This window comes from Streptomyces sp. NPDC088553 (assembly GCF_044752965.1).
In the GTDB taxonomy this organism is placed as follows: Bacteria; Actinomycetota; Actinomycetes; order Streptomycetales; family Streptomycetaceae; genus Streptomyces.
The window spans coordinates 12904-37998 of sequence record NZ_JBIVMG010000019.1 but is presented as its reverse complement, the minus strand read 5'-3'; the positions used below and the strand labels follow the sequence as shown (position 1 = coordinate 37998).

The window sequence follows — 25095 nt, the reverse complement described above, 5'->3', positions numbered from 1 at the left end:
CCCGTCGAGCGCATGATGCGCGACGCCAAGATCACCCAGATCTACGAGGGCACCAACCAGGTCCAGCGCATCGTCATGGCCCGCAACCTCCCGTAGGGGAGACAGGAGAAGGGCGCCCCTCCCCGGCCGGGGAGGGGCGCCCTTCGTCGTCCGCGCGACCGGGTCAGGGGTTCGGCTCGACGGTGACCTTCTCGTCGTTCTGGATCTGCTGCACCAACTGCTTCACCTTCGGCATGTCCCACTTGAGGGAGTTCTGCGGCGCGCGGCCCGAGATCGGGATGTTCATCGACTTGCCGTCACCGCCGTTGATGCCCTTCATGGCGAAGAACATCTTGCCGAGGTCGTACAGCGACATGTCCTTGTCCACGATCAGCGTGTCCAGACCGGCGCCCAGCGTCGGGTACAGCGCGAACGGGTTGAGGATGGTGCCCGGCGTCGCCGCCTGGTTGGCCAGCGCGGAGAGGAACTTCTGCTGGTTCTTCGTCCGCTGCAGGTCCGACTGGGCGAAGGCGTACCGGGTCCGGACGAAGGCCAGGGCCTGCTCGCCGTTGAGGGTCTGCGTACCGGCCTGGAAGTTCGCGCCGGACTTCTTGTCCTTGAAGCCCTTGTCGATGTTCAGCTCGACACCGCCGAGCGCGTCGACGATGTTCGCGAAGCCGGCGAAGCCGATCTCGGCGTAGTGGTCGATGCGCAGACCGGTGTTGAACTCGACGGTTCGGACGAGCAGCTCGGGGCCGTCCATCGCGTACGCGGCGTTCAGCTTGGAGCCGCCGCGCGCCGGGAACGTCTTGCCCGACTCGGAGCCCACGAAGCTGGGGATCGTCACCCAGGAGTCACGGGGCAGCGAGACCATCGTGTTCCCGCTGGAGCAGGCCGCGAGGATCATCATCGAGTCGGTCCGCTTGCCCTCGGCGGAGCCGGTGTGGAGCTTCTTCTTCTCCTCGGCGGACATGCCCTCACGGCTGTCGGAGCCGACGATCAGATACGTCGTGCAGTCGCCCTCCGCCGGACGCTCGATGACCTTGGAGAGGTCGACCTCGTTGCGCATCTGCGAGCTGGCCCAGGCGTAGGTGCCGATGCCCCAGGCGGTGACGGCGACGACCAGGACGATCGAGCCGACCTTGATGCGCTTGCGCCAGTCCGGGGCGGGACGCCCGGGACCGCCGGAGCCGGGGCCCGGCGCGTACTGCGGCGGCACGGTGCCGCGCCCTCCGCCCTGAGGCCCGCCGCCCTGCGGGCCGCCGTAGACCTGGCCCGAGCTGTAACCGGAGTCGTAACCCGAGCCCTGCGCCTGGGTGAAGTTCGGGTTGTAACCCTGGTCGTGCCGAGGCGGCTGCTGCGGAACCTGCGGACGCTGCACATGGCTCATCCGGCGAGGTCCCTCGGGCTGGGAGTTCGCGCTGCCACGGCCGTAGCCGCCGTCTTCGGGCCAGTCATTCATGCGGACCAGTGTGCCGGGCAGGCCTTTACGCGCGACAGGCCGGGTGGAGGATCGGACCGGTGCTGTTGCCAAGCTGATGCAAAGGGGACCGAACGGCGACGGCCGCGGGACCCGGCATATGGTGGAGGGCATGACAGATCAGGGCGATATTCCGGGCAAGCCCACCTCCGCCTCCCGCACCACCCTCAGCCACATCATGACCAGCCACGACACCAACCTCCTCGGTACGGTGCACGGCGGCGTGATCATGAAGCTGGTGGACGACGCGGCGGGCGCCGTCGCGGGCCGGCACTCGGGCGGTCCGGCGGTCACCGCCTCGATGGACGAGATGGTCTTCCTGGAGCCGGTGCGGGTCGGGGACCTGCTGCATGTGAAGGCCCAGGTGAACTGGACGGGCCGGTCGTCGATGGAGGTCGGCGTACGGGTCCTCGCGGAGCGCTGGAACGAGTCCACCCCCGCGACCCAGGTCGGCTCCGCGTACCTGGTCTTCGCCGCCGTCGACGCGGACGGCAAGCCGCGCCCGGTGCCCCAGGTCGTCCCGGAGACGGAACAGGACAAGCGCCGCAACCAGGAGGCGCAGATCCGCCGCACCCACCGCCTGGCCCGCCGCCAGGCGATCAAGGAACTCCGCGAACGCCGTGCGGCCGAGGGCTACCAGGACTGATGGCTCCGTGGCGCCAGGGCCAGGCCGAGTCGCGGCCGCGCCAGGGCCAGGCCGAGTCCCGGCCCTAAGGACACACCACCCGGTCCCCGGTGACCGCCTCGAACGGCCCGGCCCTCCCCGAGTCCTCCGCCCGAACCGCCACGACCCCCCGGTAGTCCGCCCCCACCGTCACCCGCAGTGTCCCCCCGTGCCCCTTCAGGGCCCGCAGCTCCGCCCCCGGCAGGGCCGCCGCGAGGGTCTTCGCCGAGCGGTCCCAGCGGGGGTCGTACTCCACGAGGGTCCGCGCCCGCTCCTTCCCGGTCCCGGTCTTCGGCGTCCGGGTGGTGTCGAAGCCGGTCCCGCGCAGGGCGTCGTCGACCTTCCGGCCCAGCCCGTCCGTCCGGGTCCCGTTGTACACCTGCACCCGCACGGTCCGCGGTGCCACATCCACGACCAGGGCCTTCGGCGCCTTCGCCGAGGACGAGGAACCCGGCTTCGACGCGGACGCGGCCAGGGGCCGGTCCTCCCGCAGCGCCTGGAACAGCCTCCGCGCCTTCGCCGCGTCCCACTTCACCGTCGACCCGATCCCCTTCACGGGAAAGCTCATGTCCCCGATCGGCACGGACACGAACTCCGACGACGCCGGGGTGAAGCCCCGCATCGCCTTGGAGAGGGCGAGCAGCTGATCCGTACCGAAGTCCTCGTCGGCCCGCACGGAGCCCAGCAGCGTCGTGGCGACCTCCCGGAACCGCACCGGGTTGAACAGCACCCCGCCGCTCGTGATCCGCTCGACCAGCGCCGCCAGGAACCGCTGCTGCCGCTGCATCCGCCCGATGTCCGCGGCCCCGTCGATGTGCCGGGAGCGCACGTACTGCAGCGCCTGCCCGCCGTCCAGCTCGTGGGTGCCGGCCGGCAGGTCGAGCCCGGTGTAGGAGTCCTTGACCGGCCGGGTCGTACAGATCTGCACCCCGCCGACCGCGTCCACCGTCCGCATGAAGCTGGTGAAGTCGACCTCCAGGTAGTGGTCGATCTTGACGCCGGTCATCGACTCGACGGTCCGTACGGTCAGCGAGGGCCCGCCCTCCGCGTACGCCGCGTTCAGCTTCACCGGATGCGCGTGGTGCCTCCTGCCGCTGGTGAGATCGGTGTGCTCGGGCATCTCGGCGTACGAGTCACGGGGCAGGCTCACCACGCTCGCCCGCTCCCGGTCCTCCGAGATGTGGACCAGCATCACCGTGTCGGTGCAGTGGCAGGGCGCGCCGCCCAGCCGGTACTTCGCCTTCTCCTCGGGGGTGATCCGGTCCCGGCCGTCGGTGCCGACGACGAGGACGTTCATCCCGTGCCCGGCCTGCGGCCGGTTCTTCATGTCCTTGAAGGGGTCGACCCGGGTGATCCCGGTGTCGAGCCCGGTGACCAGCGCATGCCCGATCCCGCCCGCCGCGAGCACCGTCACGGAGAGCGCCGTCGCCATCCGCATCCCCCACCGGGGGCGCCTCCGCGGCCGGCGGACCGGCGCGGAACGGGCGGCGGGCCGGGGACGGGGCGTGCGGGGCGGTGTGGGCACGGACGGACACCTCCGCGGGTGTGACAAAGGGAACCGTGAGCACGGTAGGCCCATACGATCAGCGCAAGGCAGCACCGCCCGGGCGGCACGCCCGCTGTCCCCCGTTCGCGGTAACGTGGCGGGCAGAACCGCTGTCTTCCGGGGCGCGACCCCCGAACCCCCGAGGAACCATGCTGCCCCCCGTCTCCGTGATCATGCCGGTCCTCAACGAGGAGCGGTATCTGCGCACCTCGGTTCGTCACATCCTGGAGCAGGAGTACGACGGCGAGATGGAGGTGGTGATCGCGCTCGGGCCGTCCACGGACCGCACCGACGAGATCGCCGCCGAACTCGTCGCCGAGACCGCGTCCGATCCCCGTGCCCGCGTCACCACCGTCCCGAACCCCACGGGCCGTACGCCCGCCGCGCTCAACGCGGCGATCAAGGCCTCGCGTCACCCGATCGTGGTGCGGGTGGACGGTCACGGCATGCTCTCCCCGAACTACATCGCCACGGCCGTCCGGCTCCTGGAGGAGACCGGCGCGCAGAACGTCGGCGGAGTCATGCACGCCGAGGGCGAGAACGCCTGGGAGGACGCGGTCGCCGCCGCGATGACCTCGAAGATCGGCGTCGGCAACGCCGCGTTCCACACGGGCGGCGAGGCGGGTCCCGCCGAGACCGTCTACCTGGGTGTGTTCCGGCGTGAGGCGCTGGAGCAGCAGGGCGGCTACAACGTGGAGTTCATCCGCGCCCAGGACTGGGAGCTGAACTTCCGCATCCGCGAGGCCGGCGGCCTGATCTGGTTCTCGCCGGAGCTGCGCGTCCAGTACCGCCCCCGGCCCAGCGTCCGCGCGCTCGCCAAGCAGTACAAGGACTACGGCCGCTGGCGCCACGTCGTGGCCCGCTACCACCAGGGCTCGATCAACCTCCGCTACCTCGCCCCGCCGACCGCCGTGTGCGCCATCGCCGCGGGCCTGGTCGTGGGCGCCGTCCTCACCCCGCTCGGCTTCGTGATCCCGGCCGGCTACCTCGCCGCGATCACGGCCGGCTCGCTCCCCGCGGGCAAGGGCCTCTCGCTGAAGGCCCGCCTCCAGATCCCGGTGGCGCTCGCGACGATGCACATGTCGTGGGGCTACGGCTTCCTGACGAGCCCGCGCTCGCTGGCGAAGAAGGTCATCGCGAGCCGCCGCCCGGCGGTCCTGGCAGGCGAGTCCGAGACGGTCTGACGGCCTTCTGACGGCTTTCGTACGCGAACGGCGGCCGGGCCCCCGAAGGGGCCCGGCCGCCGTTCGCGTACGCGGGGGAGGGGGTCAGCTCTTCCCGTCCCACTTGTAGACCGAGTAGATGTCCATGCAGGCGGTCTTGTCGTCGGCGCCCGCGGGCAGGTCGCCCGCGACGGACGTCGGCCTCTTGAACACGGTGCCCTCGCGCCAGTCCGCTCCGATGACGAGGGCGATGCCCTCGGTCTTGGCATCGGCCCGGACCTTGGCGTCGGGCAGTCCGAGGGCCTTCGCCACGGACAGGGCGTTCGCCTTGCCCTGGTCGCCGGCGTCCTTCGGGTACAGGACGACCGTGTCCTCGCGGGGCTGCGCCTCCTTGGAGGATTCGGCCTGTGTGAAGCCCTTGCCCGTGAGGACCTTGGTGATGTCCTTGGCGCGGCCCTCGACGGGCGCCTCGTCGGTGCCCGCGGTGCCGTTGGCGACGGTCACGGCGAAGGAGCCGGGCGCCTCGGCGGCCGTCTTCGGCTTCGTGGGGGCCGAGGGCTTCGGCTTGGTGCCGGCCTTGTCGCCGTTCTTGTCGAACGCGACGTCGTCCCGGATCATCGACCACATCTTGTCGGCGGAGGCGGGGACCAGCTGGAGCCACGCCTTGGGGTTCGGCGGGTACTCGGAGGTCGGGACCGTGGCCGTCGTGAGACGGTCGATCTTGACGTTCTTCAGCTGCATCGACAGGTCGAAGAGCTTCTTCACCGTCTTCAGCTCGTCGGAGACCTGGAGGGCGTTCGTGGCCGTCTCGGCAAGGCCCATCAGACGACCGGTGTCACTCCAGGCGTTCTGGCCCTGGAGCTTCTTCATCATCCCGTTCATGTACATGTGCTGGGCCTTGGCGCGGTTCTGGTCGCTGCCGAACGCGTGCCGGGTGCGCAGCCACTGGAGCGCCTGCTCGCCCTTGACCTCGGTGGTGCCCTGCGGCAGCTTCAGACCGGAGCCGCCCTTCACGACCCCGTTCGACTTGTCCCACACGCCGGTCTTGACGCAGACGGGGACACCGCCGACCTCGTCGGCCATCGCCACGACACCGGCGAAGTCGACCATCAGCCAGTGATCGATGTAGACGCCGGTGAGGCTCTCCCAGGTGGTCAGGGTGCAGCCGGGACCGCCGCGCTGGAGGCTCTCGTTGATCGGCCGGTTGTCCGTGGCCGCGTAGGACGTGCCGTCCTCGCCCTTGCACGCGGGGATGGGGACGACCGTGTCGCGCGGGATGGAGATGATCGAGGCGTTCTCGCGGTCCGCCGAGACGTGCAGCAGCATCTGCACATCCGCGAGGGGCTTGCGGTCCTTGTCGTTCCGGCCGCCGCCGAGCGCGATGTTCTTCTCGTCCTCCCGGCTGTCGGAGCCGATCAGCAGGATGTTCAGCGGGGTGTCGCCGAGCGCGTTCGGCGCGGCCTTCTTCACGCCGCTCTCGCCGCCCGCGCGGCCGCCGCTGCGGATGTTGTTGTTCAGGTGCTCGTAGTACAGGTATCCGGCGCCGGCCGTGCCGAGTATCAGCACCGCGAGCGTGATCGCGACCCAGCGCAGCGCCTTGCGTTTGCCGGGCTTCTTGCCGCGCCGGCGCGAGCCGCCGCGACGGTGGCTCGTCCGCCCGTCGGCAGCGCTGCCCCCGCCCCCGCCGCTCCCACCGCCACGCCGGCGTTCGGCGCGGGTCGTCGTACCGGAGTCGGCGCTTTCGTCCGTCTCCTCGGGAGCGTCGGCCGGCCCGGCGCCGGTGGCCGCACCGGCGTCGTACAGCTCGTCGTCCCAGCCCAGTTCACGGGCGCGCGGAACGCGTCCGCGCGTTCCCTCCCCACGCACGCTGTTCTGTCCCACCCCAGGTCCCCTCGTCAGTCAGGAGCGCGCCAAGTCCCGGTGTTTCCGGACTACTTGGCGCACACCTGCTTGTCAGCTTGTACCTTCTCGACGTCCGGCGCCTTCACCGGACCGTTGATGGGCACCCCCGCGCCCTTGAAGTCGGCACCGAGAACCAGCGTCATGGGCTCGCGTTCCGCGGCGTCCTGCGTGCCCGGCTTGAGAGCCGTGGCGGCCAGACCCATCATGTCCGCCAGCTTGCGGGCCTGATCGGCCTGGTTCGGTGCATAGGTGAGCGTCGTCTTCGCCGCCTTCTCGGGGGCGTTGCTCTTGTTGGTGGAGCGGGTGACGCCTTCTTCGTTCTGCAGCCAGTTGATGGTCGACTGGGCCGCGCCCTGGATGCCGCTGCCGTTGAAGACGTCGACGCGTACGTCGACGGCCTTGGCACGCGCACCCTGGAGGAGCTTCGCCTGAGCCTGTGTCTGGGCGTTCTTGGCGTCCTGCTGCTTCTTCTTCACCTCGGTGAGCGACGTGTCGGCCTGCATCGCGGCGAAGAGCTGCGGCGCCTGCGTCGGGTGCGGCACCACGGTGATCGGCTTGGGCTCGGCCGGGTTGTCGATGACCGGGAGGGTCGCGAACGCGATGTTCTTCGTGTCGATCCCGGAGAGCTCCCCGGCCAGGTCCTGGAGCTTGCCGAGCGACCCTATGCCCTTGTCGACGGTGAGCGCGTCCGTCGCCGCCTCGGCCAGGTCGTACAGCTTCGTCGGGCTGGTGAGCGTCTCGTTCGACTTCATCTGCCGGATCATCGAGCCGAGGAACTGCTGCTGGACCTTGATCCGGTCCAGGTCGCTCTTGTTGCCGAAGCTGGAGCGGGTACGGACGAAGGCGAGCGCCTTCTCGCCCTCGATGACCGACTCGCCGGCCGGCAGCTTCAGGTGCGACTTGGGGTCGTCGACGGCCTTCTCGACGCAGACCTTCACGCCGCCGACGGCCGTGGTCAGCTCCTTGACGGCGTTGAAGTCGACCATCATGAAGTGGTCGACGGTCAGGCCGGTCAGCTCCTTGACCGTACGCATGGTGCAGCCGGGGTCGCGGCCGTCCTGGCCGAGGCTCACGTTGAAGCGGGCCTGTCGCTGGCCGGGGATCGTGAGGATCTGGCCGTCGGGCTGCCGCGTCTGGCACTCGGGGATCGTCGTCATCAGGTCTCGCGGGATGGAGAGCGCCGTGGCGTTCGTCCGGTCCTTGGAGACGTGGAAGAGGATCGTGGTGTCCGCGTGGCCGGGGCTGTTGTTGTCGCCGTAGCCCGAGTTGCCCTCGCCGGTCCGCTTGTCGGTGCCGATGATCAGGATGTTGAAGGCCTCGCCCTTGCGGAAGCCCTTGCTCTGGACTCCCACCGGGTCGACGACGTCGATGTTTCCGTCGAGCTTGTTGTAGAGCAGGTACGCGCCGGTCGCGCCGCCGACGAGGACGAACGCCATCGTGCCGCCGGTCCACAGCAGGACCTTCTTCTTGCGGGACGCGCCCTGCTTGCGCTTGCGGCGGCCCGCGGGCGACTCCTTGCCCCGGCCGCCGTCGGGCTCGGAGACCCGCCGCCGGCGCTGGCCGGGCACGGGGGCGTCGACGGACGGGTCGGCGGAGGTGTCGCGCGACGCGGGAGCGGGAACGGTGGATCTACGAGCGCCGGACGGTGTCTGCGGCTGTGACTGCCCAGCGGAGTGGTCCAGTCGCAGTTCGTAGTTGCCCGTCTGCGGGTTGAGCACCCACTGGTCGGCGGGGTCGATCTCGTCCGCCCGTCCACGGCTGTGCGCGTCCACGGTTACTCGAGTCCTCCGTCGGTGCCACGCGAGGCGCCTCCCCCACTGGGCGCCGCTCTCTCGGTCGTTCGATCCTTGGTGAGTGCGACCACGCGGTCGGGGTGCACCGGATCGCGTCACACTATCCGCCCAGTTCAGCGTGGGGCGACGCGCGTGACAAATTCCACGCCCCTTACAACCGGGCAATTTGCTCAAACCTCATCCCTCCCCACCCTCCCCTTGGTGCGCCCTTTACTCACCGCCCCCGCGGCCCTCTCCGGCGGCCGTGCTAGGAGCACACCCCTTCCGCGGCGCTGCGTCCCGTGAAGGTCGGAGTCACGGAGGGAGCGGGGGTGTCCGCGTCGTCGGGCTTCCTCTCCGTCCCGTTCCCGCGCGTTCCCGTCCCGTCCTTCTTCTCGTCGCCCGGGGTCACCACGACGGCCCGGTCCTCCCGCAGTTGCTTGAAGAGCTGACTCGCCGCCGGCTGCACCAGTTCGTCCCGGTTCGCGTTGTACGCGTAGGGGCGCCGGGGGACCGTGAGGAACAGCACCTTCTCGGTCGGGATCGCCCGCATCGAACGCGCCAGGTCGTACAGGTCCCGCAGCGAGTCGAGCCCCTGGTCGGTCGTGATCGCCTTGGTGGCCGCGTCCAGGACCGGATAGAGCTTGGTCGGGTTCAGCAGGACCCCGTCGCTCTGCACCTTGCTGACCAGGGCGCCGAGGAACTGCTGCTGGCGGTCCATGCGCTCGGTGTCGCTGCCGTTGCCGATCGACTTCCGGGCCCGTACGAAGCCGAGGGCCTGCTCCCCGTGGAGCGTCTGGCGCCCCGCGGGCAGCTTCAGCTTCGCCGCCGGGTCGTTCACCGGCTCCTTGAGGCAGACCTCCACGCCGTCGACGGCGTCCACCATCTTCTTGAAGCCCCGGAAGTCGATCACCATGTGGTGGTCCACCCGGATCCCGGTCAGCTTCTCGACCGTACGGATCGTGCACGCCGTACCGCCGAACTCGAAGGCCCAGTTGAACTGCGCGAACTGCTCACGGGTCCGTGTCCCGTCCGGCTTGCGGCAGCTCGGGATCGTCACCATCAGGTCGCGGGGGAGCGAGACGGCCGTCGCGCTCTTCTTCCCCGCCGACAGGTGCAGCAGGATCGTCGTGTCCGAGCGCTGGGTGCCCTCGTCCTTGCCGTACTTCCGGTTCCCCTCGCCCGCCCGGGTGTCCGAGCCGATGAGCAGGATGTTCCGGGCGGCCGAGACGACCGCGGGCGGGCGCTCCTTCTCGTACCTCCGGAGCTCGGCGGCGGCGGTGGTGTCCGTGGTGATGTTGCCGTCGAGCTTGCGGTAGAACCACCAGCCGACCGCGGCCGCGGCCAGCACCACGAGCGAGACGCCGAGCGCCGTCCACCGCAGCCAGTGGCGTCGGCGGCGCGGCTCCTCCGGAGCCCCGGCAGCCGTGCCCTCCGACGCCGTGCCCTCGGTCGCCGGGGGATCCGGTTCGGATGGCGTACCCGCACGGTCCGTCACGTCTCAGTCCGTCCTTCATGGCGTCGGCAGCGCGCCGGGCGGCCGCCGGTCGTAGAAGGAGACGGCCGAACCCCACGCTTGGTTGTGCGGAAGGAGTCGACTCCCCCCGGCCGATCATGTACCGGACGGGGCGCGGTGACGCGTGGACTCGGCGCGGTGCTACGCCGAACGAGGGGGGTACTGGTCGTCATCCGGCGCCCCCGTCGGTGGGGGCTGATGCCGGACGGGTCTGACAGGGCGCTCGGTCGGGGTGGGGGGCGTCTGCGGGACGGGCGGGGCGGAGGCGTGTTCGGTGGTGGCGGTCAGACCTCGGTGACCGTGACCCGCTCGCTCTCCACGCGCTTGGCCAGGGACTCGGACGACAGCTGGTCCAGGTTCCGGCAGAGGACCACCGAGCCGCCCGCCGCGAGCGGGGCGTACAGCCCCGTCGAGAGGCCCTTCCAGTCCCCGTAACCGAGCCCGGAGAGCAGCCGGGCACCGGGGGCCAGACCGAGGGCCTCCGCTTCCGCGCGGGCCTGCTCGACGAGCTGCGCCCCACTGCGTTCCGTCCCGTCCACGACGAGCGCGGGAGCATCCGGATCGACCGGCGCGAACGGCGCGAACCGGTCGCCCTGGCTCGGTACCTCCACCGCGTAGTCCGCGTACCCGGCGGGCACGGCCGGGAAGCGGCGGCCCAGCGGGGCGAGGGAGAGCGCGATCCGCTCCCCGGAACAGGCGAGACCCGCATCGAGCGTGTCCGGCCCCGCGACCACCAGGTCCGCGCCGGCCGGGTCGCCGCCCACCTCCGCGGTCACCCCGACGGACGCGCAGGCGAGCAGCCAGACGGCCGTCTGCCAGTGCGCGGGCAGCAGCAGCGCGAGCCGGTCGCCGGGCTCGGCGGACAGCTCGCCCTGGAGCAGGTTCGCCGTCTTGGCCACCCAATTGGCGAAGGTGGCGACGGACAATTCCACCCGCTCACCGGTGGCGTCGTCGTAGAAGGTGACCAAGGGGCGGGCGGGGTCCGCGGCGAGCGCGGATCGCAGCAGGTCGGCGGGGGTGCGGTCGCTGGCGTTCACGCCGGACAGCGTACGCGCGCCGCCACCCCGGGGTCCGCCGTACCGGTGACGCCGTCCACCGGTCGGCCCGACGGGGCGTCGGTTTCCCGGCGGGTTCCCGACGCGCGGAACGGCCCCGAACTACGCACGATCGGCCCATGCGTTGCTCACTCGCCTCCTCGATCGCCGTGACCTGCGCGACGGTCCTCGCCCTGCCGGTCTCTCTCGCCGCACCCGCGGCGGCCGCGGTGCCATCGGCGCTGGGGCTGCCACCGGCGGCCTCCGCGCAGCCACCCGCGCCCGAACTGCCCGGCGCCACGCAGTCCCTGCCACTGGAGCCACTCGACGACAGCGACCGCTCGCTGGGCGGCGGGACGGACGACGCCGACGTCCAGGGACTCACCCGACGCGATGTCAGACCCTTCTCACTCGTCGGCGTCGTGTGGGACGACCCGGCGGCCGCCCTGCACGGCGTCGTGCAGGTCCGCACCCGCGCCACCGGCGGCGGCGCCTGGTCGGAGTGGCAGGACGTGGAGACCCACAACGAGGAACACGGCGCCGACCCGGACACCGCGGAAGGCCACGGTCGTGCGCTCAAGGGCTCCACGGCCCCGCTGTGGGTGGGTGACTCGGACGGCGTGGAGATCCGGGTACGGGGGGACGAGCCGCTCCCCGAGGGCCTGCGGCTGGAACTGGTCGACCCGGGCGAGGCCCCGGGAGGGGCCCCCGCCCAGGACCCGGCCCAGGACCCGACGGCGGCGGCGACCCCCGTGACCGCGGCCACGACGGCCTCGACGGTGACACCGGCCTCCTGGTCCCGCACGGCGGCGGCCTCGCTGACGCCGGCCGGCCTGAACGCGGCGCAGGCGGCGGCGAGCGGCGTGAACGCCCAGCTCGCCCCGTTCGGCGCGGCCTGGATCCCGGCCCTGTCGAAGGAGGCCACGGAGATCACGCTTCCGTACGTGCCCAGGGCGCCGCAGGCGATGGCCCCGCCGGCCGTCCCGGGCGAGGCCCAGGCCCCCGCCGAGGCCCAGGCCTCCGGGCAGATGGCCGCCGCGAAGCCGTACATCGGCCCCCGGCCCAAGATCATCACCCGCGCGGGCTGGGGCGCCGACGAGCGGATCCGCGAGAAGGGCTTCGTCTACACCAAGACCATCAAGGCCGCCTTCGTGCACCACAGCGCCACCGGCAACAACTACACCTGCGCCCAGGCCCCCTCCGTCCTGCGCAGTATCTACCGCTACCACGTCCAGAGCAGTGGATGGCGAGACTTCGGCTACAACTTCGCCGTCGACAAGTGCGGAAACATCTACGAAGGCCGGGCCGGGGGAGTGGCCAAGCCCGTCCTCGGCGCGCACACCCTCGGATTCAACACCAACAGCATGGGCATCGCCGTCCTCGGCACCTTCACCAAGACCACCCCGCCGGCCGCCGTGGTGACCGCCGTCGCCCGCCTGACAGCCTGGAAGCTCGGGCTCCACGGGGTGAATCCGAAGGGCTCGGCGTACCTCGTCTCCGGCGGCGGAAACCTGTACAAGAAGGGCAGCACGGTCAAGTTCCACTCCATCGCGGGACACCGTGACGGATTCGCCACGGAGTGCCCCGGAGCACGGCTGTACGGCAAGCTCGGAACGACCCGCACGAGCTCCGCGAAGCTCCAGGGAAGGAGCTGATGGGGTCATCGGGGCAACCATCTGCCTAAACTGACCGGTCATATCGCACGGACGACCGGGACGGGCGAGCTGACCGGCCCCGAACAGGAAGCAGAGACGACAAGGTGACAGAAGCGATCCTCCTGGTCGGTGGCAAGGGAACACGGCTGCGACCGCTCACGGTCAACACGCCCAAGCCCATGGTTCCGGCGGCCGGCGTCCCCTTCCTGACGCACCAGCTGGCCCGCGCCCGCGCCGCCGGCGTCGAGCACATCGTGCTCGCCACCTCCTACCTGGCCGAGGTCTTCGAGCCGCACTTCGGTGACGGCTCGGCGCTCGGCCTGAGCCTGGAGTACGTCACCGAGGAGGAGCCGCTCGGCACGGGCGGCGCGATACGCAACGTCGCCTCGCGACTGCACTCGGGCCCCGACGACCCGGTCCTGATCTTCAACGGGGACATCCTCACGGGCCTCGACATCCAGGCCCTCGTCGCCACCCACTCCTCCTCCGGCGCGGACGTCTCGCTCCACCTCACCCGGGTCGAGGACCCGCGCGCCTTCGGCCTGGTCCCCACGGACGCCACGGGACGGGTGACGGCCTTCCTGGAGAAGCCCCAGACCCCCGAGGAGATCGTCACCGACCAGATCAACGCCGGCGCGTACGTGTTCCGGCGCTCGGTCATCGACGAGATCCCCGCCGGCCGCCCCGTCTCGGTCGAGCGCGAGACCTTCCCGGAACTCCTCTCCTCCGGAGCCCACCTCCAGGGCATGGTCGACTCCACGTACTGGCTGGACCTCGGCACCCCGCAGGCCTTCGTCCGCGGCTCCGCCGACCTGGTCCTGGGCCGCGCGCCCTCCCCGGCCGTCCCGGGCCGCTGCGGCGACCGCCTGGTCCTCCCGTCGGCCCGCGTGGCCCCGGACGCCAAGCTGACCGGCGGCACGGTCGTCGGCGCGGACGCGGTCGTCGGCGAGGGCGCCCGCATATCGGGCTCCACGCTGCTGGCCGGCGCGGTCGTCGAACCGGGCGCGGTGGTCACCGACTCCCTGATCGGCGCGGGCGCCCGCATCGGCGCGCGCACGGTCCTGACGGGCGCGGTGATCGGGGACGGGGCGCAGGTGGGCCCGGACAACGAACTCCGTGACGGCATAAGAATCTGGTGCGACGCCACCCTCCCCGCCGGCACGATCCGCTTCTCCTCGGACCAGTAGGCCCCTCAAGGCACCCGGCCGACGGGCTCCTCCACCCACCCGGGCCGAGCCCCGGCCGCCCGCGTCGTGGCCCGCCGCACCGCCGGCCCGGCGCGCCCGCCCACCTCGTTGCGGCCCTCAGCTCCGCCGGGGCGACGCCCACCCGCCGGGGACGGCGCCCCCGCCCACCTCGTTGTGGGCAACTGTTCCGCCGGGGCGTGGGGGTCCCCCGGACGGAGTCTGGGGGGACCCCACGGGGCGGGGCCGGGGCCGGGGGTGACGGCCGCGTCGACCGTGAGACCGCGCACCGGCCAACGGAGCGATCGCCCACGCCGCCGACGCCGACGCACCGCCCCACTCGCGCAAGCCCCGGCACGGCTCACACCGCGACCCCCTCCCCACCCACCCGCACCGGGCTACGCTCATACCCATGGCCGGCCGCTTCAGACCCCCCACCCCCACCACCGTCACCACGGTCCGCGGCGGCCACATCCCCGTACCCACACCCACCGACGCCCCCCTGGACCTGGGCCTCACCCTCGGTCCCCTCCGCCGCGGCCCCGCCGACCCCACCTTCCGGGTGACCCCCGACGGCTCCGTCTGGCGGGCCAGCCGCACCCCCGACGGTCCCGGCACGATCCGGGTCGCGGTCCGCGACGGCGCGGCCGCGGCCGAGGCCTGGGGCCCAGGCGCCACCTGGCTCCTGGACAACGCCCCCGGACTGCTCGGCGCCCACGACGACCCCGCCGCCTTCGTCCCCCGCCACAAGCTGGTCCTGGCGTCCCACCGCCGCCGCCCCGGCCTCCGGCTGACCCGTACGGGCCTGGTCCTGGAGTCGTTGATCCCGACGATCCTGGAGCAGAAGGTCACGACGACGGAGGCGTACGGAGCCTGGCGGCACCTCGTACGGAAGTACGGCGAGCCCGCGCCGGGCCCGGCCCCCGAGGGCATGCACGTGATGCCGGACGCACGGACGTGGACCCAGATCCCGTCGTGGGAGTGGCACCGCGCGAACGTCGACGGCAAGCGCTCGGCGACGATCGTCCGCGCGGCCAGGGTCGCGGCCCGCCTGGAGGAGGCCGTCCTCATGGACCCGCCGGCGGCCCGCAGGCGCCTGGAACTGATCCCGGGCATCGGCCCGTGGACGAGCGCGGAGACGATCCAGCGCAGCAACGGCGCCCCGGACGAGGTCACCACCGGCGACCTCCACCTCCCCGGCATCGTCGGCTGGGCCCTGGCGGGTGACCGGACGGCCGACGACGAGGCGATGCTCGACCTCCTGGCCCCGTACGCGGGGCAACGTCATCGAGCGGCCCGCCTGATCCTCCTCAGCGGCCGCGTCCCACCCCGCCGGGCCCCCCGCATGACCCCGGGCAACATCACGGCGCTCTAGCGGCGCCCCGGCCGGGCAGACCCACGGCCCGGCAGGGCGGGCCCATCACCGGCGCACCCACCCCGCACCTACCTCACCGCGACGAACCCCGAAACCGCTCTCGCCCCCCGCTCCCTCGGCTCCCCCGCCGCACGGCCGATGGCCACCGCCCCCAGCGGGTCCCAGTCGTCCGGCAGGTCGAGGACCTCCCGTACGACGTCCCGGCAGAACATCGTCGAGGAGACCCACGCCGAGCCGAGACGCTCACCGGCCAGCGCCACCAGGAAGTTCTGGACGCCCGCGCCCGCCGCCACCACGAACATCTCGCGCTCGGCCGTGTCCCGGCGCGCGTCGCCGTAGTGGTGGGAGCCGTCCATGACGAGGCAGGGCACCGCCAGATACGGCGCGTTGCGCAGGACGTCCCCGCGCCGGACCCGCTTCGCGATGGACTCCTCGGACCGGCCGTCCCGCCGCAGATCCTCGATCCACGCGTCCCGCATCGCGTCGAGCAGCCGTACCCGCGACTCCGCCGACTCCAGGAGCACGAACCGCCACGGCGTCGTGTGGTGCGGGGCCGGCGCCGTCAGGGCCGCCGCGACCGCACGCCGTACCGCCCCCGGGTCGACCGGGTCGTCGGTGAACTCCCGTACGGTCCGCCGCAGCGTCACCGCCTCCCGTACGGCTTCCGACGTGCCCAGCCGGAACATGTCGTCGGCGGCGCCGCGCACCAGCGCCCGCGCCCCCGGCTCCTCGTCCCCGGCCACCACGTGCGGAAGACCCCGGACGACGGCCACCGGCAGACCCGCCGCCTTGCCCTTCACCAGGTCGCCCGCGGCGGCGAGTTCGTCCGCCGTCGCGACCACCGTCGCGCTCAGCGGATTGCCGAACGCGTCGGTCCCGCCGCGCAGATCGTCGAGGACCCGCACCCCGGCCGCGCCGATCGCCACGTCGGTGAGCCCGCCGCGCCAGGGCCGCCCGAAGGTGTCCGTGACGACGACGCCCACGTCGACGCCGAGCGCCTCACGCAGCCCCGAACGGATGCGCCGCGCCGATGCGTCGGGGTCCTCGGGCAGCAACAGCACCGTGCCGGAAGGGGTGTTGGACGCGTCGACCCCGGCGGCGGCCATGACGAGGCCCTGCCGGTTCTCGACGATCCGCAGGGTGCCGCGCCGCGCCACCACCCGTACCGTCTCGGCGTCGATGGCCTCCTCGCGGTCGTCGGCGGCGATCACCCGCCCCTCGGCCTTGCTCACGATCTTGGAGGTGACGAGGAGGACGTCCCCGTCGACGAGTTCCGGCGAGACGGAGGCGATCAGCTTGGCCAGGTCGTCCCCGGCCGTCACCTCCGGCAGCCCGGGCAGCGCCCAGACCCGATACGAGGGAGCCTCCGCAGACCCGACAGACCCGGAAGTCACATCTGCCACATCCGTCACGTCCGAAACATCCGTCACCGCAGCTCCTCCGCGAGCGCCAGCGCCTCCCGTGCCATCGCGGCCGTCGCGTCGACATCGGTCATCATCAGCGGGACCGCCCGGCAGCGGATGCCCGCCGCCTCGACGTCCGCGACCGCGTCCGCGTCGACGGTGTCGACGAGCCAGCCGCCGAGGAGCTCGGAGCCGTAGTTCCTGGCGACCGCCGCCGCCGTCGACTCCACTCCGACCGCCGCGAGCACCTTGTCGGCCATCCCGCGCACGGGCGCGTCGCCGACGATGGGGGAGAGGCCCACGACGGGCGCACCGGCCCCGACGATCGCCTCACGGATCCCGGGCACGGCCAGGATCGTCCCGACGCTCACCACGGGGTTGGACGGCGGGAAGAGGATGACGTCCGCCTCGGCGATGGCGTCCAGGACGCCCGGCGCGGGCTTCGCGGCCTCCGCGCCGACCGGCACGATCGCCTTGGCGTCGACGGAGGCGCGCAGCTTCACCCAGTACTCCTGGAAGTGCACCGCGCGCTGCTCGCCGTCGACCTCGATCGCCACATGCGTCTCGACGCGGTCGTCGGACATGGGGAGGAGACGTACGCCCGGCTGCCAGCGTGCGCAGAGCGCCTCGGTGACGGCGCTCAGCGGGTAGCCGGCGCCGAGCATCTGCGTACGGACGATATGGGTCGCGAAGTCCCGGTCGCCGAGGCCGAACCACTCGGGTCCGACGCCGTACGCCGCGAGTTCCTCCTTGACGGTGAAGGACTCGTCCGTACGTCCCCAGCCCTGTTCCTCGTTGATGCCACCGCCGAGGGTGTACATCACCGTGTCCAGGTCGGGGCAGACCTTCAGCCCGAAGAGATGGATGTCGTCACCGGTGTTGCCGACGACCGTGATCTCCGCGTCCGGCGCGGCCTGCTTGAGGCCGCGAAGGAAACGGGCACCACCGATACCGCCGGCCAGAACCACAATGCGCATGCAGACAGTCTGTCAGCCGAAGGCTGATCGTATGAGGGGTGGTGGCCGGGAGGCGGGTGGGGCTGTCAGCCGAAGGCTGATCGTATGAGGGGTGGTGGCCGGGAGACGGGTGGGGCTGTCAGGCGACGACGGCGCCCGGGGTCAGCGGGGCGGAGACGGGGGCGCACTGCGCCTGGAGCGACTCGTGCATCGGCATCTCGGTGAGGCCGGGGAAGTAGACGTGCAGGCTGACGGCCGGTTCGAGGGAGTCGTTGACGACCTCGTGGACGTACCCCGGCGCGAACACCCGCTGCGAGCCGGGCGCGAGCCTCCGCGTGCCCCGCTCCGTACGCTCCGTCAGTTCGCCCTCCAGGACGGTCAGCACGCCGGAGGAGACCCCGTGGTCGTGGAGCCCGCTGCCCTGGCCGGGCACCCAGGAGAGCAGCCACACCTCGTAGCCGGGGCCGGTGCGCAGCCGGTGGTACCAGCGGGTCGTGGCGTCGTACTCGACGTACGGGGCCCACTGGGCGCGGTCGTCGGCGATGGAGCGGGCCAGGCCGGCGAACTCGGCCACCGTCTCGGGGTGGGCGCGCTCGGGCTGGAGGAGGTGCGGGACCTCGAGGATGTCGCCGGCGATCTGAAGGTCGCTGTCCATGTTCATGGGTGGGGAGGTTCCTCAGCAGAAACAGAAGCGGTGGGGGTCACGGAGAAGAGGTGACGCGAGTGACGCAGGGTGACGCTGGGGGAGAAAGCTGGAGCTCTACGGCATCAACAGCTGGGACAGCAACAGCAACAGCGCGCCTGGACAGCGCTGCGGAACCCACGGCTGTGGGTCGCGGAGAGCGCTGCGGTCGCTGGCATGCCACCAAAGGTGGCCGGAAGGACACCCGACTGTCAACTCAATGCCCGATTTGGGGGTAATGTTTCACCTCATCCGGTTACAGTGCGCGGAGAAAGGTTTGTTCAGCCGCGGACCAGGACAGATGGCGCTTCAACCGTGCCCGTAAACATGGCGGCGCCCGCGTGATCGACCACGCTCGGTCACCACGCGGACCCCGGCCGGTCCGTGATCGGACTGTGATCCGGATCGCTTCCATGGCTGGATCGCAACAAGATCCAAGTCTCGGACGTCCTCCCTTCCGAAGGGTTGCGCACGGTGCACCCAGGCCGGTGGCATGTGTCTCGTTTTTTGGTGATTTGAACACTTTCCGCATAGGCTTGGTTCCGCAGAGTGAATACGAGGCCCAATAGCAGATCTCGGCTTGACTCGCGCAGAGCACGAACTTGTAATTTCACTCGTGTCGTTCGGCCGGGTTCGCAACGGCAAGACCACGGGGACGCACAGAACAGACGAGGGGCGCACATGACCGAGTTGTTCCAGGAACTGCTGGTCGAGGACGCGGACGAAGAACTCGGCTGGCAGGAGCGCGCGCTGTGCGCCCAGACCGATCCCGAGTCCTTCTTCCCCGAGAAGGGCGGCTCGACCCGAGAGGCCAAGAAGGTCTGCCTCGCCTGCGAGGTCCGCTCCGAGTGCCTCGAATACGCCCTGCAGAACGACGAGCGGTTCGGCATCTGGGGCGGCCTCTCCGAGCGCGAGCGACGCCGCCTGAAGAAGGCCGCGGTCTGAGCCGCCGCTCGAACCGCGCGAAGCCTCCCGGGCCCCGCGCGAAGCCTCCCGGGCCCGACGCGAAGCCTCCGGAGCCCCACGCGCCCCGGTGCACGCACCGGGAACACGCGGCCCACCGGGAACACGCGGCCCACCGAGAACACGCGGTCCACCGCGAACGGTCCGCCACCTGTGGTTCATCCCCAGGAGGCGGACCGTTCCGCGTGTCAGAAGGTGGCCGGCCCGCTGTCAGGACGCGGACCGGCCGCCGCCGGAAGCCCCGCCGTCCCGCCCGTACCGCGGGAAACCCCGTCCGCGTCGCAAGAAACCCTTCCTCCCGCTCTGTCCACAGCGGCGGCGGACCGCTCCGCGTGCAGCCGTTAGTGTGGGCCTCCGTCCGAGACGCTTCCCACGCCCCCCGCGGGCGACCCCGGCCGGAGGGCCCGTAGCTCGATGTCCTCAACTCCTGAGTTTCCGCGACACGTCGTCACCGCCGTGCTCGTCACCCACGACGGCGCCCGCTGGCTGCCGGACGCCCTCGCCGGGCTGCTCGCCCAGGAACGCCCCGTGCAGAACGTGGTCGCCGCCGACACCGGCAGCGCCGACGACTCGGCGCAGCTCCTCGCCGACGGCATCGGCGCCGACCGCGTCCTCCACCTCGCCCGCCGCACCGGCTTCGGTGCCGCCGTCGAGGAGGCCGCCCGCACCGCGCCCGTGCTCGGACCCGAGGACCTCCCCTATCTGAAGCGCCCCAGCGGCTGGGACCCGGTCAGCCGGAGCTGGAACGACGAGGCGTACGACCTCCCCGAACTCCCGCACGGCGAACCGGTCCAGTGGCTCTGGCTGCTCCACGACGACTGCGCCCCCGAGCCCGGCGCCCTCGCCGAACTCCTGCGCGTCGCCGACTCCGACGCGGACGCCGCCGTCATCGGCCCCAAACTGCGCGGCTGGTACGACCGGAAGCAGCTGCTCGAGACCGGCGTCTCCATCGCCCGCAGCGGCCGCCGCTGGACCGGACTCGACCGCCGCGAGCAGGACCAGGGCCAGCACGACCAGGTCCGCTCCGTCCTCTCCGTCTCCACCGCCGGCATGCTCGTCCGCCGCGACGTCTTCGAGGAGCTCGGCGGCTTCGACCGCCGCCTGCCCCTCATGCGCGACGACGTCGACCTGTGCTGGCGCGCCCACTCCGCCGGACACCGCGTCCTGATCGCCCCCGACGCCGTCCTCCGGCACGCCGAGGCCTCCGCCCGCGAGCGCCGCACCGTCGACTGCGCCGGACGCACCGCCGCCAACCCGCACCGCGTCGACAAGGCCGGCGCCGTCTACACCCTCCTCGCCAACAGCCGCGGCGCCGCCCTCCCGTACGTCCTCGTCCGGCTGATCGTCAGCACCCTGCTCCGCACCCTCGCCTACCTCGTCGGCAAGGTCCCCGGGCAGGCCGTCGACGAGGTCATGGGCCTCCTCGCCACCCTGCTGCGCCCCGAGAAGATCCTCGCCGCCCGCCGACGCCGCAAGAACCCCGCCGTCCCGGCGAACGAACTCCGCCCGCTGTTCCCGCCGCCCGGCGCCACCGTCCGCGCCGCCGTCGAACAGTTCACCGCCAACTTCGGCGGCTCCGAGGCCGATTCCGGCGGCTCCCGCCACGGCGTCGTCGAGTCGGGTCCCGGCGGCGACGACGCCGACTACCTTGAGGTCGAGCAGTTCGCCCGGCTCAAGAAGATCGCCCGCAAGCCCGGACCGGTCCTCTTCGGCCTCCTGCTCCTCATCTCCCTGGTCGCCTCCCGCGACCTCTTCGCCGGCGGCTCGCTGGCCGGCGGCGCCCTGCTGCCCGCCCCCGACACCGTCTCCGAACTCTGGTCGCGGTACGCCGACGGCTGGCACGCCCTCGGCACCGGCGGCACCCAGACCGCCCCGCCGTACCTCGCCGTCCTGGCCGCGCTCTCCGCGCTGTTCCTCGGCTCCACCTCCACCGCGCTGACCCTGCTGCTCGTCTGCTCGGTCCCGCTCGCCGGCTTCACCGCGTACTTCGCCGCCCGCGGCATCGTCGAGTCCCGGCTCCTGCGCGCGTGGGGCGCCATCGCGTACGCGTTCCTGCCCGCCGCCACCGGGGCTCTCGCCACCGGCCGGCTCGGCACCGCGGTCCTCGCGATCCTGCTGCCGCTGATGGCCCGCGCCGCCGTCGCCGCCCACGGCTTCAACCGGCCGGACCGGGGCAGCTGGCGCGCCACCTGGGCGTACACCTTCCTGCTGACCTTCGCCACCGCGTTCACCCCGGTCGTCTGGCCGCTCGCCGTCCTCCTCGGCCTCGGCGTGCTCGTCGTCCGCCGCTCCGACATCACCGCGTACGGGCTGCGCTTCCTGGCCGCCGTCGGCACCCCGCTCCTCGTCCTCGCCCCCTGGTCGCTGACCCTGCTCACCGACCCGGCCGCGTTCCTGCGCGAGGCGGGACTCGACATCCGCACGGGCACGGCCACCGCGCTCGATCTGCTCGGCACCAGCCCCGGCGGCCCCGGCACCACCGGCGGCCTCCTGCTGGCCGGCCTGGTCCTCGCCGGCCTGGCCGGGCTGCTGCGCGAGGAGCGGCAGCTCGCCGTCCGCGCCGCCTGGGCCGCCGGTCTCGCCGGCCTCCTCTTCGCCGCCCTCTCCAACGGCGCGGGCGGCACCGGCTGGGCCGGACCCGCCACCCTCGTCTACGGCGCCGCCCTCATCGCCGCCGGCATGATCGGCGCCGAGGGCGGTCGTACCCGCGTCGCCGCCCACGGCTTCGGCTGGCGCCAGCCCGTCGCCGCCCTGATCGCCCTCGCCTGCGCCGTCGGCCCCGCCGTCGCCGCCGCCGGCTGGATGATCGCCGGCGCCGACGGCCCGCTGACCCGGCGCGACCCGGTCCAGGTCCCGGCGTTCGTCGCCGAGGAGTCCGGCACCCGCGACCAGCCCCGCACCCTCGTCCTCGGCGGCACCTCGCCCGGCGAGGTCACGTACACCCTGGTCCGCGGCTCCGGCGCCCGCCTCGGCGACGCCGAACTCAACGCGGCGGCCGAGGACGACCCCCGTCTCGACGACGTCGTCGCCCACCTCGTCGCCGGCTCCGGCGCCGACCAGACCGAACAGCTCAGCGGCTACGCGATCCGCTACGTCCTGGTACGGGACGGGGCACCGCGCCAGATGAGCCGCGTCCTCGACTCCACCCCAGGACTCAGCCGCCTCAGCCAGCTCGACGGCAGCGCGCTCTGGCGGGTGGACCGCGAGATCGCCCGCGTCATGATCGTCCCGCCGGCGGCGAAGACCGCGGACGGCGCGACGCAGGCGCCCGCGGACTCCGCCAAGGCACCGACCGCCCCGGTCGCCGTCGCCGCCGGCCCCGTCGAGGCGCACACCGGGATCCCGGCCGGCCCCGCCGGCCGTGTGCTGCGCCTCGCCGACCGCGCCGACGAGGGCTGGACCGCCACCCTCGACGGCAAGGAGCTGACCCGCACCACCGTCGACGGCTGGGCCCAGGGCTTCGAACTCCCCGCCCAGGCCGGCCGCCTCGACCTCACGTACGACCAGCCCCTCACCCACAGCGCGTGGATCTGGGCCCAGGTCGGACTCGCCGTCGTCCTCCTCGTCCTCGCCCTGCCCGGCCGGCGCCGTGAGATCGACGACGACCTGCCCGAGGAGGAGCTCGCGATCCCCGCGCAGGCGACCGAGGGCGACGGCCGCCGTGCCCGCCGCCTGCGCGCCGCCGCGGAGGCCGAGGCGGAGGCCGCCGAGACCGGCGGTCCCGACCCGGCTCCGGAGACCACCGCGATCCCGGAGCAGCAGGCCCAGGAGCCCCAGGAGTGGGACGGCGGCCACGACACCGCCTACGCACAGGCCCAGGAGCAGCCGCAGGGCGGCCACCAGGAGCAGCCCCAGCCCCAGGCGTACGCCGAGCAGGGCTACTACCAGGAGTACGCGGCCGACCCGTACCAGCAGCAGCCGTACTCGTACCCGCAGCAGGGCTACGAGCAGCAGCCGCAGCAGTACGACCCGCAGCAGCCGTACGCCGGCCAGGGCTACGACCCGCAGCAGTACGACCCCCAGCAGGGGCAGTACGACAGCCAGGGCTACGAGCAGCAACAGCAGCCGTACGACCCGCAGCAGTACGACCCGTACACCTACGGCTACGGGCACCCCCAGGGCCACGAGACCGAGCAGCGTCCCGACGGGAGCAGCAACCAGTGAAGCGCACGACCCTCTCCCTGATCGCGGGCGCCACGGCGCTCGCCGCCGTCACCGGCTTCGCGTCCCTCACCACCCCGGACGGCGCCGCCGCCCCCCGGGCCAAGGCGCCCACCCGACTGCCGGTCGAGCGCGCGGGCCTGGCCTGCCCGGTGCCCAGCACCTCCGAGGTGGCCGAGACCCTCTACACCTCGTACACCCCGCTCAGCGGCGGTACGGACCCGGCGAAGGGCGGCACGGGTGGTACGGGCGGCTCCGGCGCGGCCGACAAGCCCGCCACCGCCACCGCCCAGCTGCGGCCCGCCGCGAGCACGACGACCTCCGGCGGCGCCACCAAGGGCGGCAAGAAGGCGCAGGCCCCGAAGGCGCCGGCCACCGTCACCGCCCCCGGCAAGCCCGTCACCGCTGAGGCGAACGGCCCCGCCGCACCCGCCCTCACCGGCGCGGCGACCGGCACCCTCGCCCCCGGCTGGACCGTCCAGCAGACCACCGTCGTCCCGGCGGGCGGCGCCCGCGGCCTCCTCGGCCTCAGCTGCGGCGCCCCCGACACCGACTTCTGGTTCCCCGCGGCCTCCACCGCCAAGGAACGCCAGGACTACGTCCACCTCACCAACCCGGACGACACGGCCGCCGTCGCCGACATCGAGCTGTACGGCCCCGAGGGCGTCCTCAAGTCCCAGTTCACCGAGGGCATCCCGGTCCCCGCCCGCTCCACGGTCCCCGTCCTGCTCTCCACCCTCACGGGCGAAGCCCCGCAGCAGTCCGTCACCGTCCACGTCACCACCCGCAGCGGCCGGGTCGGCGCGGCCATCGGCTCCGCCGACGAGAAGCTCGGCAGCGACTGGCTCGCGGCCTCGGCCGACCCGGCGAGCACCGCCGTGCTCCCCGGCATCCCGGGCGACGCCACCTCCGTACGCCTGGTGGCGTTCGTCCCGGGCGAGGACGACGCCGACCTGAAGATCCAGCTGGTCACCCAGAACGGCACGATCGTCCCGGCGAGCGCCCGCTCCCTGCACGTGAAGTCGGGGATGACGGCCGCCATCGAGCTGCCGGACCTCACCCGCGGCGAGGTCGGCTCGCTGATGCTCAGCCCGAGCGACCCGAAGAAGCCCACCCCCGTCGTGGCCGCCCTCCGGGTGGTCCGCGGCAAGGGCGACGACACCGAGGTCGCCTTCGTGCCGGCCACCGGGGCGATCTCCGCCCGCGCGACGATCGCCGACAACCGGGCCAAGGCGACGACGCTGGCCCTGACCGCCGTCGGCGCGGCCGCGCAGGTGAAGGTCACCGCCTCGGCGGGTTCCGGCGGGGGCACGCCCGTGACGAAGACGGTCACCGTCAAGGAGGGCACGACGACGGCCGTGACCGACCTGGTCCCCGAGGGCCTCAAGGGCTCCTACGCGCTGACCGTCGAACCGGTCTCGGGCGGCAAGGTGTACGCGGCGAGGACGCTGGCGGTACCGCTGGACGGCACCCCGATGTTCACGGTCCAGACCTTCGTCGACGACCGGGGCACGGTCGAGGTCCCGTCGGCCCGCCAGGACCTGGGGGTCCTGGACTAGAGGCGAGGGAGGGCGGCTCGGGCGGAGGACCGCGGCCACGGACGGGAGCGCCCCGCGCGGGCCGGCCCGCTGCCCGTACGGGGGAAGCGCGACCCGCGGTG

18 protein-coding genes are annotated in these 25095 nt (G+C 72.5%); 9 read left to right on the top strand and 9 right to left on the bottom strand.

Annotated elements, in window-relative coordinates; genetic code table 11:
- Positions 1–96, top strand: a 96-nt coding sequence (locus tag ACIP8Z_RS37560; protein ID WP_157849844.1) for an acyl-CoA dehydrogenase family protein, incomplete at its 5' end; no start/stop codon positions are given.
- A 67-nt stretch (positions 97–163) separates the two neighbouring features.
- Here ACIP8Z_RS37560 and ACIP8Z_RS37555 read toward each other — a convergent pair.
- Positions 164–1441, bottom strand: coding sequence for an LCP family protein (locus tag ACIP8Z_RS37555; protein WP_402091532.1), 1278 nt, complete (start codon positions 1439–1441; stop codon positions 164–166).
- Between the two features lie 130 nt (positions 1442–1571).
- Here ACIP8Z_RS37555 and ACIP8Z_RS37550 point away from each other — a divergent pair, with 130 nt between their 5' ends.
- A complete protein-coding gene (locus tag ACIP8Z_RS37550) occupies positions 1572–2105 on the top strand; it encodes an acyl-CoA thioesterase (protein WP_319322570.1) in 534 nt (177 codons plus the stop codon).
- A gap of 64 nt (positions 2106–2169) precedes the next feature.
- On the opposite strand, the gene ACIP8Z_RS37545 is transcribed toward ACIP8Z_RS37550, so the two are convergent.
- Positions 2170–3561 (bottom strand): LCP family protein, encoded by a 1392-nt coding sequence (locus ACIP8Z_RS37545; protein WP_402091529.1) that lies wholly within the window; start codon positions 3559–3561, stop codon positions 2170–2172.
- A gap of 257 nt (positions 3562–3818) precedes the next feature.
- Here ACIP8Z_RS37545 and ACIP8Z_RS37540 point away from each other — a divergent pair, with 257 nt between their 5' ends.
- Positions 3819–4853, top strand: a complete 1035-nt coding sequence (locus ACIP8Z_RS37540; RefSeq protein ID WP_318210120.1) for a glycosyltransferase family 2 protein — start codon at positions 3819–3821, stop codon at positions 4851–4853.
- An 84-nt stretch (positions 4854–4937) separates the two neighbouring features.
- On the opposite strand, the gene ACIP8Z_RS37535 is transcribed toward ACIP8Z_RS37540, so the two are convergent.
- From ACIP8Z_RS37535 to ACIP8Z_RS37520, 4 genes are all read right to left on the bottom strand, one after another.
- Positions 4938–6713 (bottom strand): LCP family protein, encoded by a 1776-nt coding sequence (locus ACIP8Z_RS37535; RefSeq protein ID WP_402091525.1) that lies wholly within the window; start codon positions 6711–6713, stop codon positions 4938–4940.
- A gap of 50 nt (positions 6714–6763) precedes the next feature.
- A complete protein-coding gene (locus ACIP8Z_RS37530; RefSeq protein WP_402091523.1) occupies positions 6764–8506 on the bottom strand; it encodes an LCP family protein in 1743 nt (580 codons plus the stop codon).
- Positions 8507–8774: 268 nt separating this feature from the next.
- Positions 8775–10004, bottom strand: coding sequence for an LCP family protein (locus tag ACIP8Z_RS37525; protein WP_402091520.1), 1230 nt, complete (start codon positions 10002–10004; stop codon positions 8775–8777).
- 302 nt (positions 10005–10306) lie between these two features.
- Entirely contained in the window at positions 10307–11059 is a 753-nt protein-coding gene (locus ACIP8Z_RS37520; RefSeq protein ID WP_402091517.1) for a TIGR03089 family protein, read from the bottom strand.
- A gap of 137 nt (positions 11060–11196) precedes the next feature.
- On the opposite strand from ACIP8Z_RS37520, the gene ACIP8Z_RS37515 reads away from it, so the two are divergent.
- The 3 genes from ACIP8Z_RS37515 (at position 11197) to ACIP8Z_RS37505 (ending at position 15270) form a co-directional block, all read left to right on the top strand.
- A complete protein-coding gene (locus ACIP8Z_RS37515; protein ID WP_402091515.1) occupies positions 11197–12711 on the top strand; it encodes a peptidoglycan recognition protein in 1515 nt (504 codons plus the stop codon).
- Between the two features lie 104 nt (positions 12712–12815).
- Complete coding sequence (locus ACIP8Z_RS37510; protein ID WP_402091513.1) at positions 12816–13898, top strand: sugar phosphate nucleotidyltransferase; 1083 nt, start codon at positions 12816–12818, stop codon at positions 13896–13898.
- Positions 13899–14307: 409 nt separating this feature from the next.
- Positions 14308–15270, top strand: coding sequence for a DNA-3-methyladenine glycosylase family protein (locus ACIP8Z_RS37505; protein WP_402091510.1), 963 nt, complete (start codon positions 14308–14310; stop codon positions 15268–15270).
- 68 nt (positions 15271–15338) lie between these two features.
- On the opposite strand, the gene ACIP8Z_RS37500 is transcribed toward ACIP8Z_RS37505, so the two are convergent.
- From ACIP8Z_RS37500 to ACIP8Z_RS37490, 3 genes are all read right to left on the bottom strand, one after another.
- Positions 15339–16664 (bottom strand): coenzyme F420-0:L-glutamate ligase, encoded by a 1326-nt coding sequence (locus ACIP8Z_RS37500; protein WP_402091508.1) that lies wholly within the window; start codon positions 16662–16664, stop codon positions 15339–15341.
- Positions 16665–16696: 32 nt separating this feature from the next.
- On the bottom strand, positions 16697–17650 hold the full coding sequence (cofD, locus tag ACIP8Z_RS37495) for a 2-phospho-L-lactate transferase (protein WP_402091505.1): 954 nt from the start codon (positions 17648–17650) through the stop codon (positions 16697–16699).
- A gap of 118 nt (positions 17651–17768) precedes the next feature.
- Positions 17769–18290 (bottom strand): cysteine dioxygenase, encoded by a 522-nt coding sequence (locus ACIP8Z_RS37490; RefSeq protein WP_402091503.1) that lies wholly within the window; start codon positions 18288–18290, stop codon positions 17769–17771.
- A gap of 702 nt (positions 18291–18992) precedes the next feature.
- Between ACIP8Z_RS37490 and ACIP8Z_RS37485 the strand changes: the two genes are divergently transcribed.
- The 3 genes from ACIP8Z_RS37485 (at position 18993) to ACIP8Z_RS37475 (ending at position 24994) form a co-directional block, all read left to right on the top strand.
- On the top strand, positions 18993–19256 hold the full coding sequence (locus ACIP8Z_RS37485) for a WhiB family transcriptional regulator (RefSeq protein WP_015033978.1): 264 nt from the start codon (positions 18993–18995) through the stop codon (positions 19254–19256).
- A 432-nt stretch (positions 19257–19688) separates the two neighbouring features.
- On the top strand, positions 19689–23438 hold the full coding sequence (locus ACIP8Z_RS37480) for a glycosyltransferase family 2 protein (RefSeq protein ID WP_402091501.1): 3750 nt from the start codon (positions 19689–19691) through the stop codon (positions 23436–23438).
- The gene (locus tag ACIP8Z_RS37475; protein WP_402091498.1) at positions 23435–24994 is read left to right on the top strand and encodes a DUF5719 family protein; all 1560 of its coding nucleotides are present in this window, start codon (positions 23435–23437) and stop codon (positions 24992–24994) included. Before ACIP8Z_RS37480 ends, ACIP8Z_RS37475 begins: the two co-directional genes overlap by 4 nt.
- Positions 24995–25095: the final 101 nt, after the last annotated feature.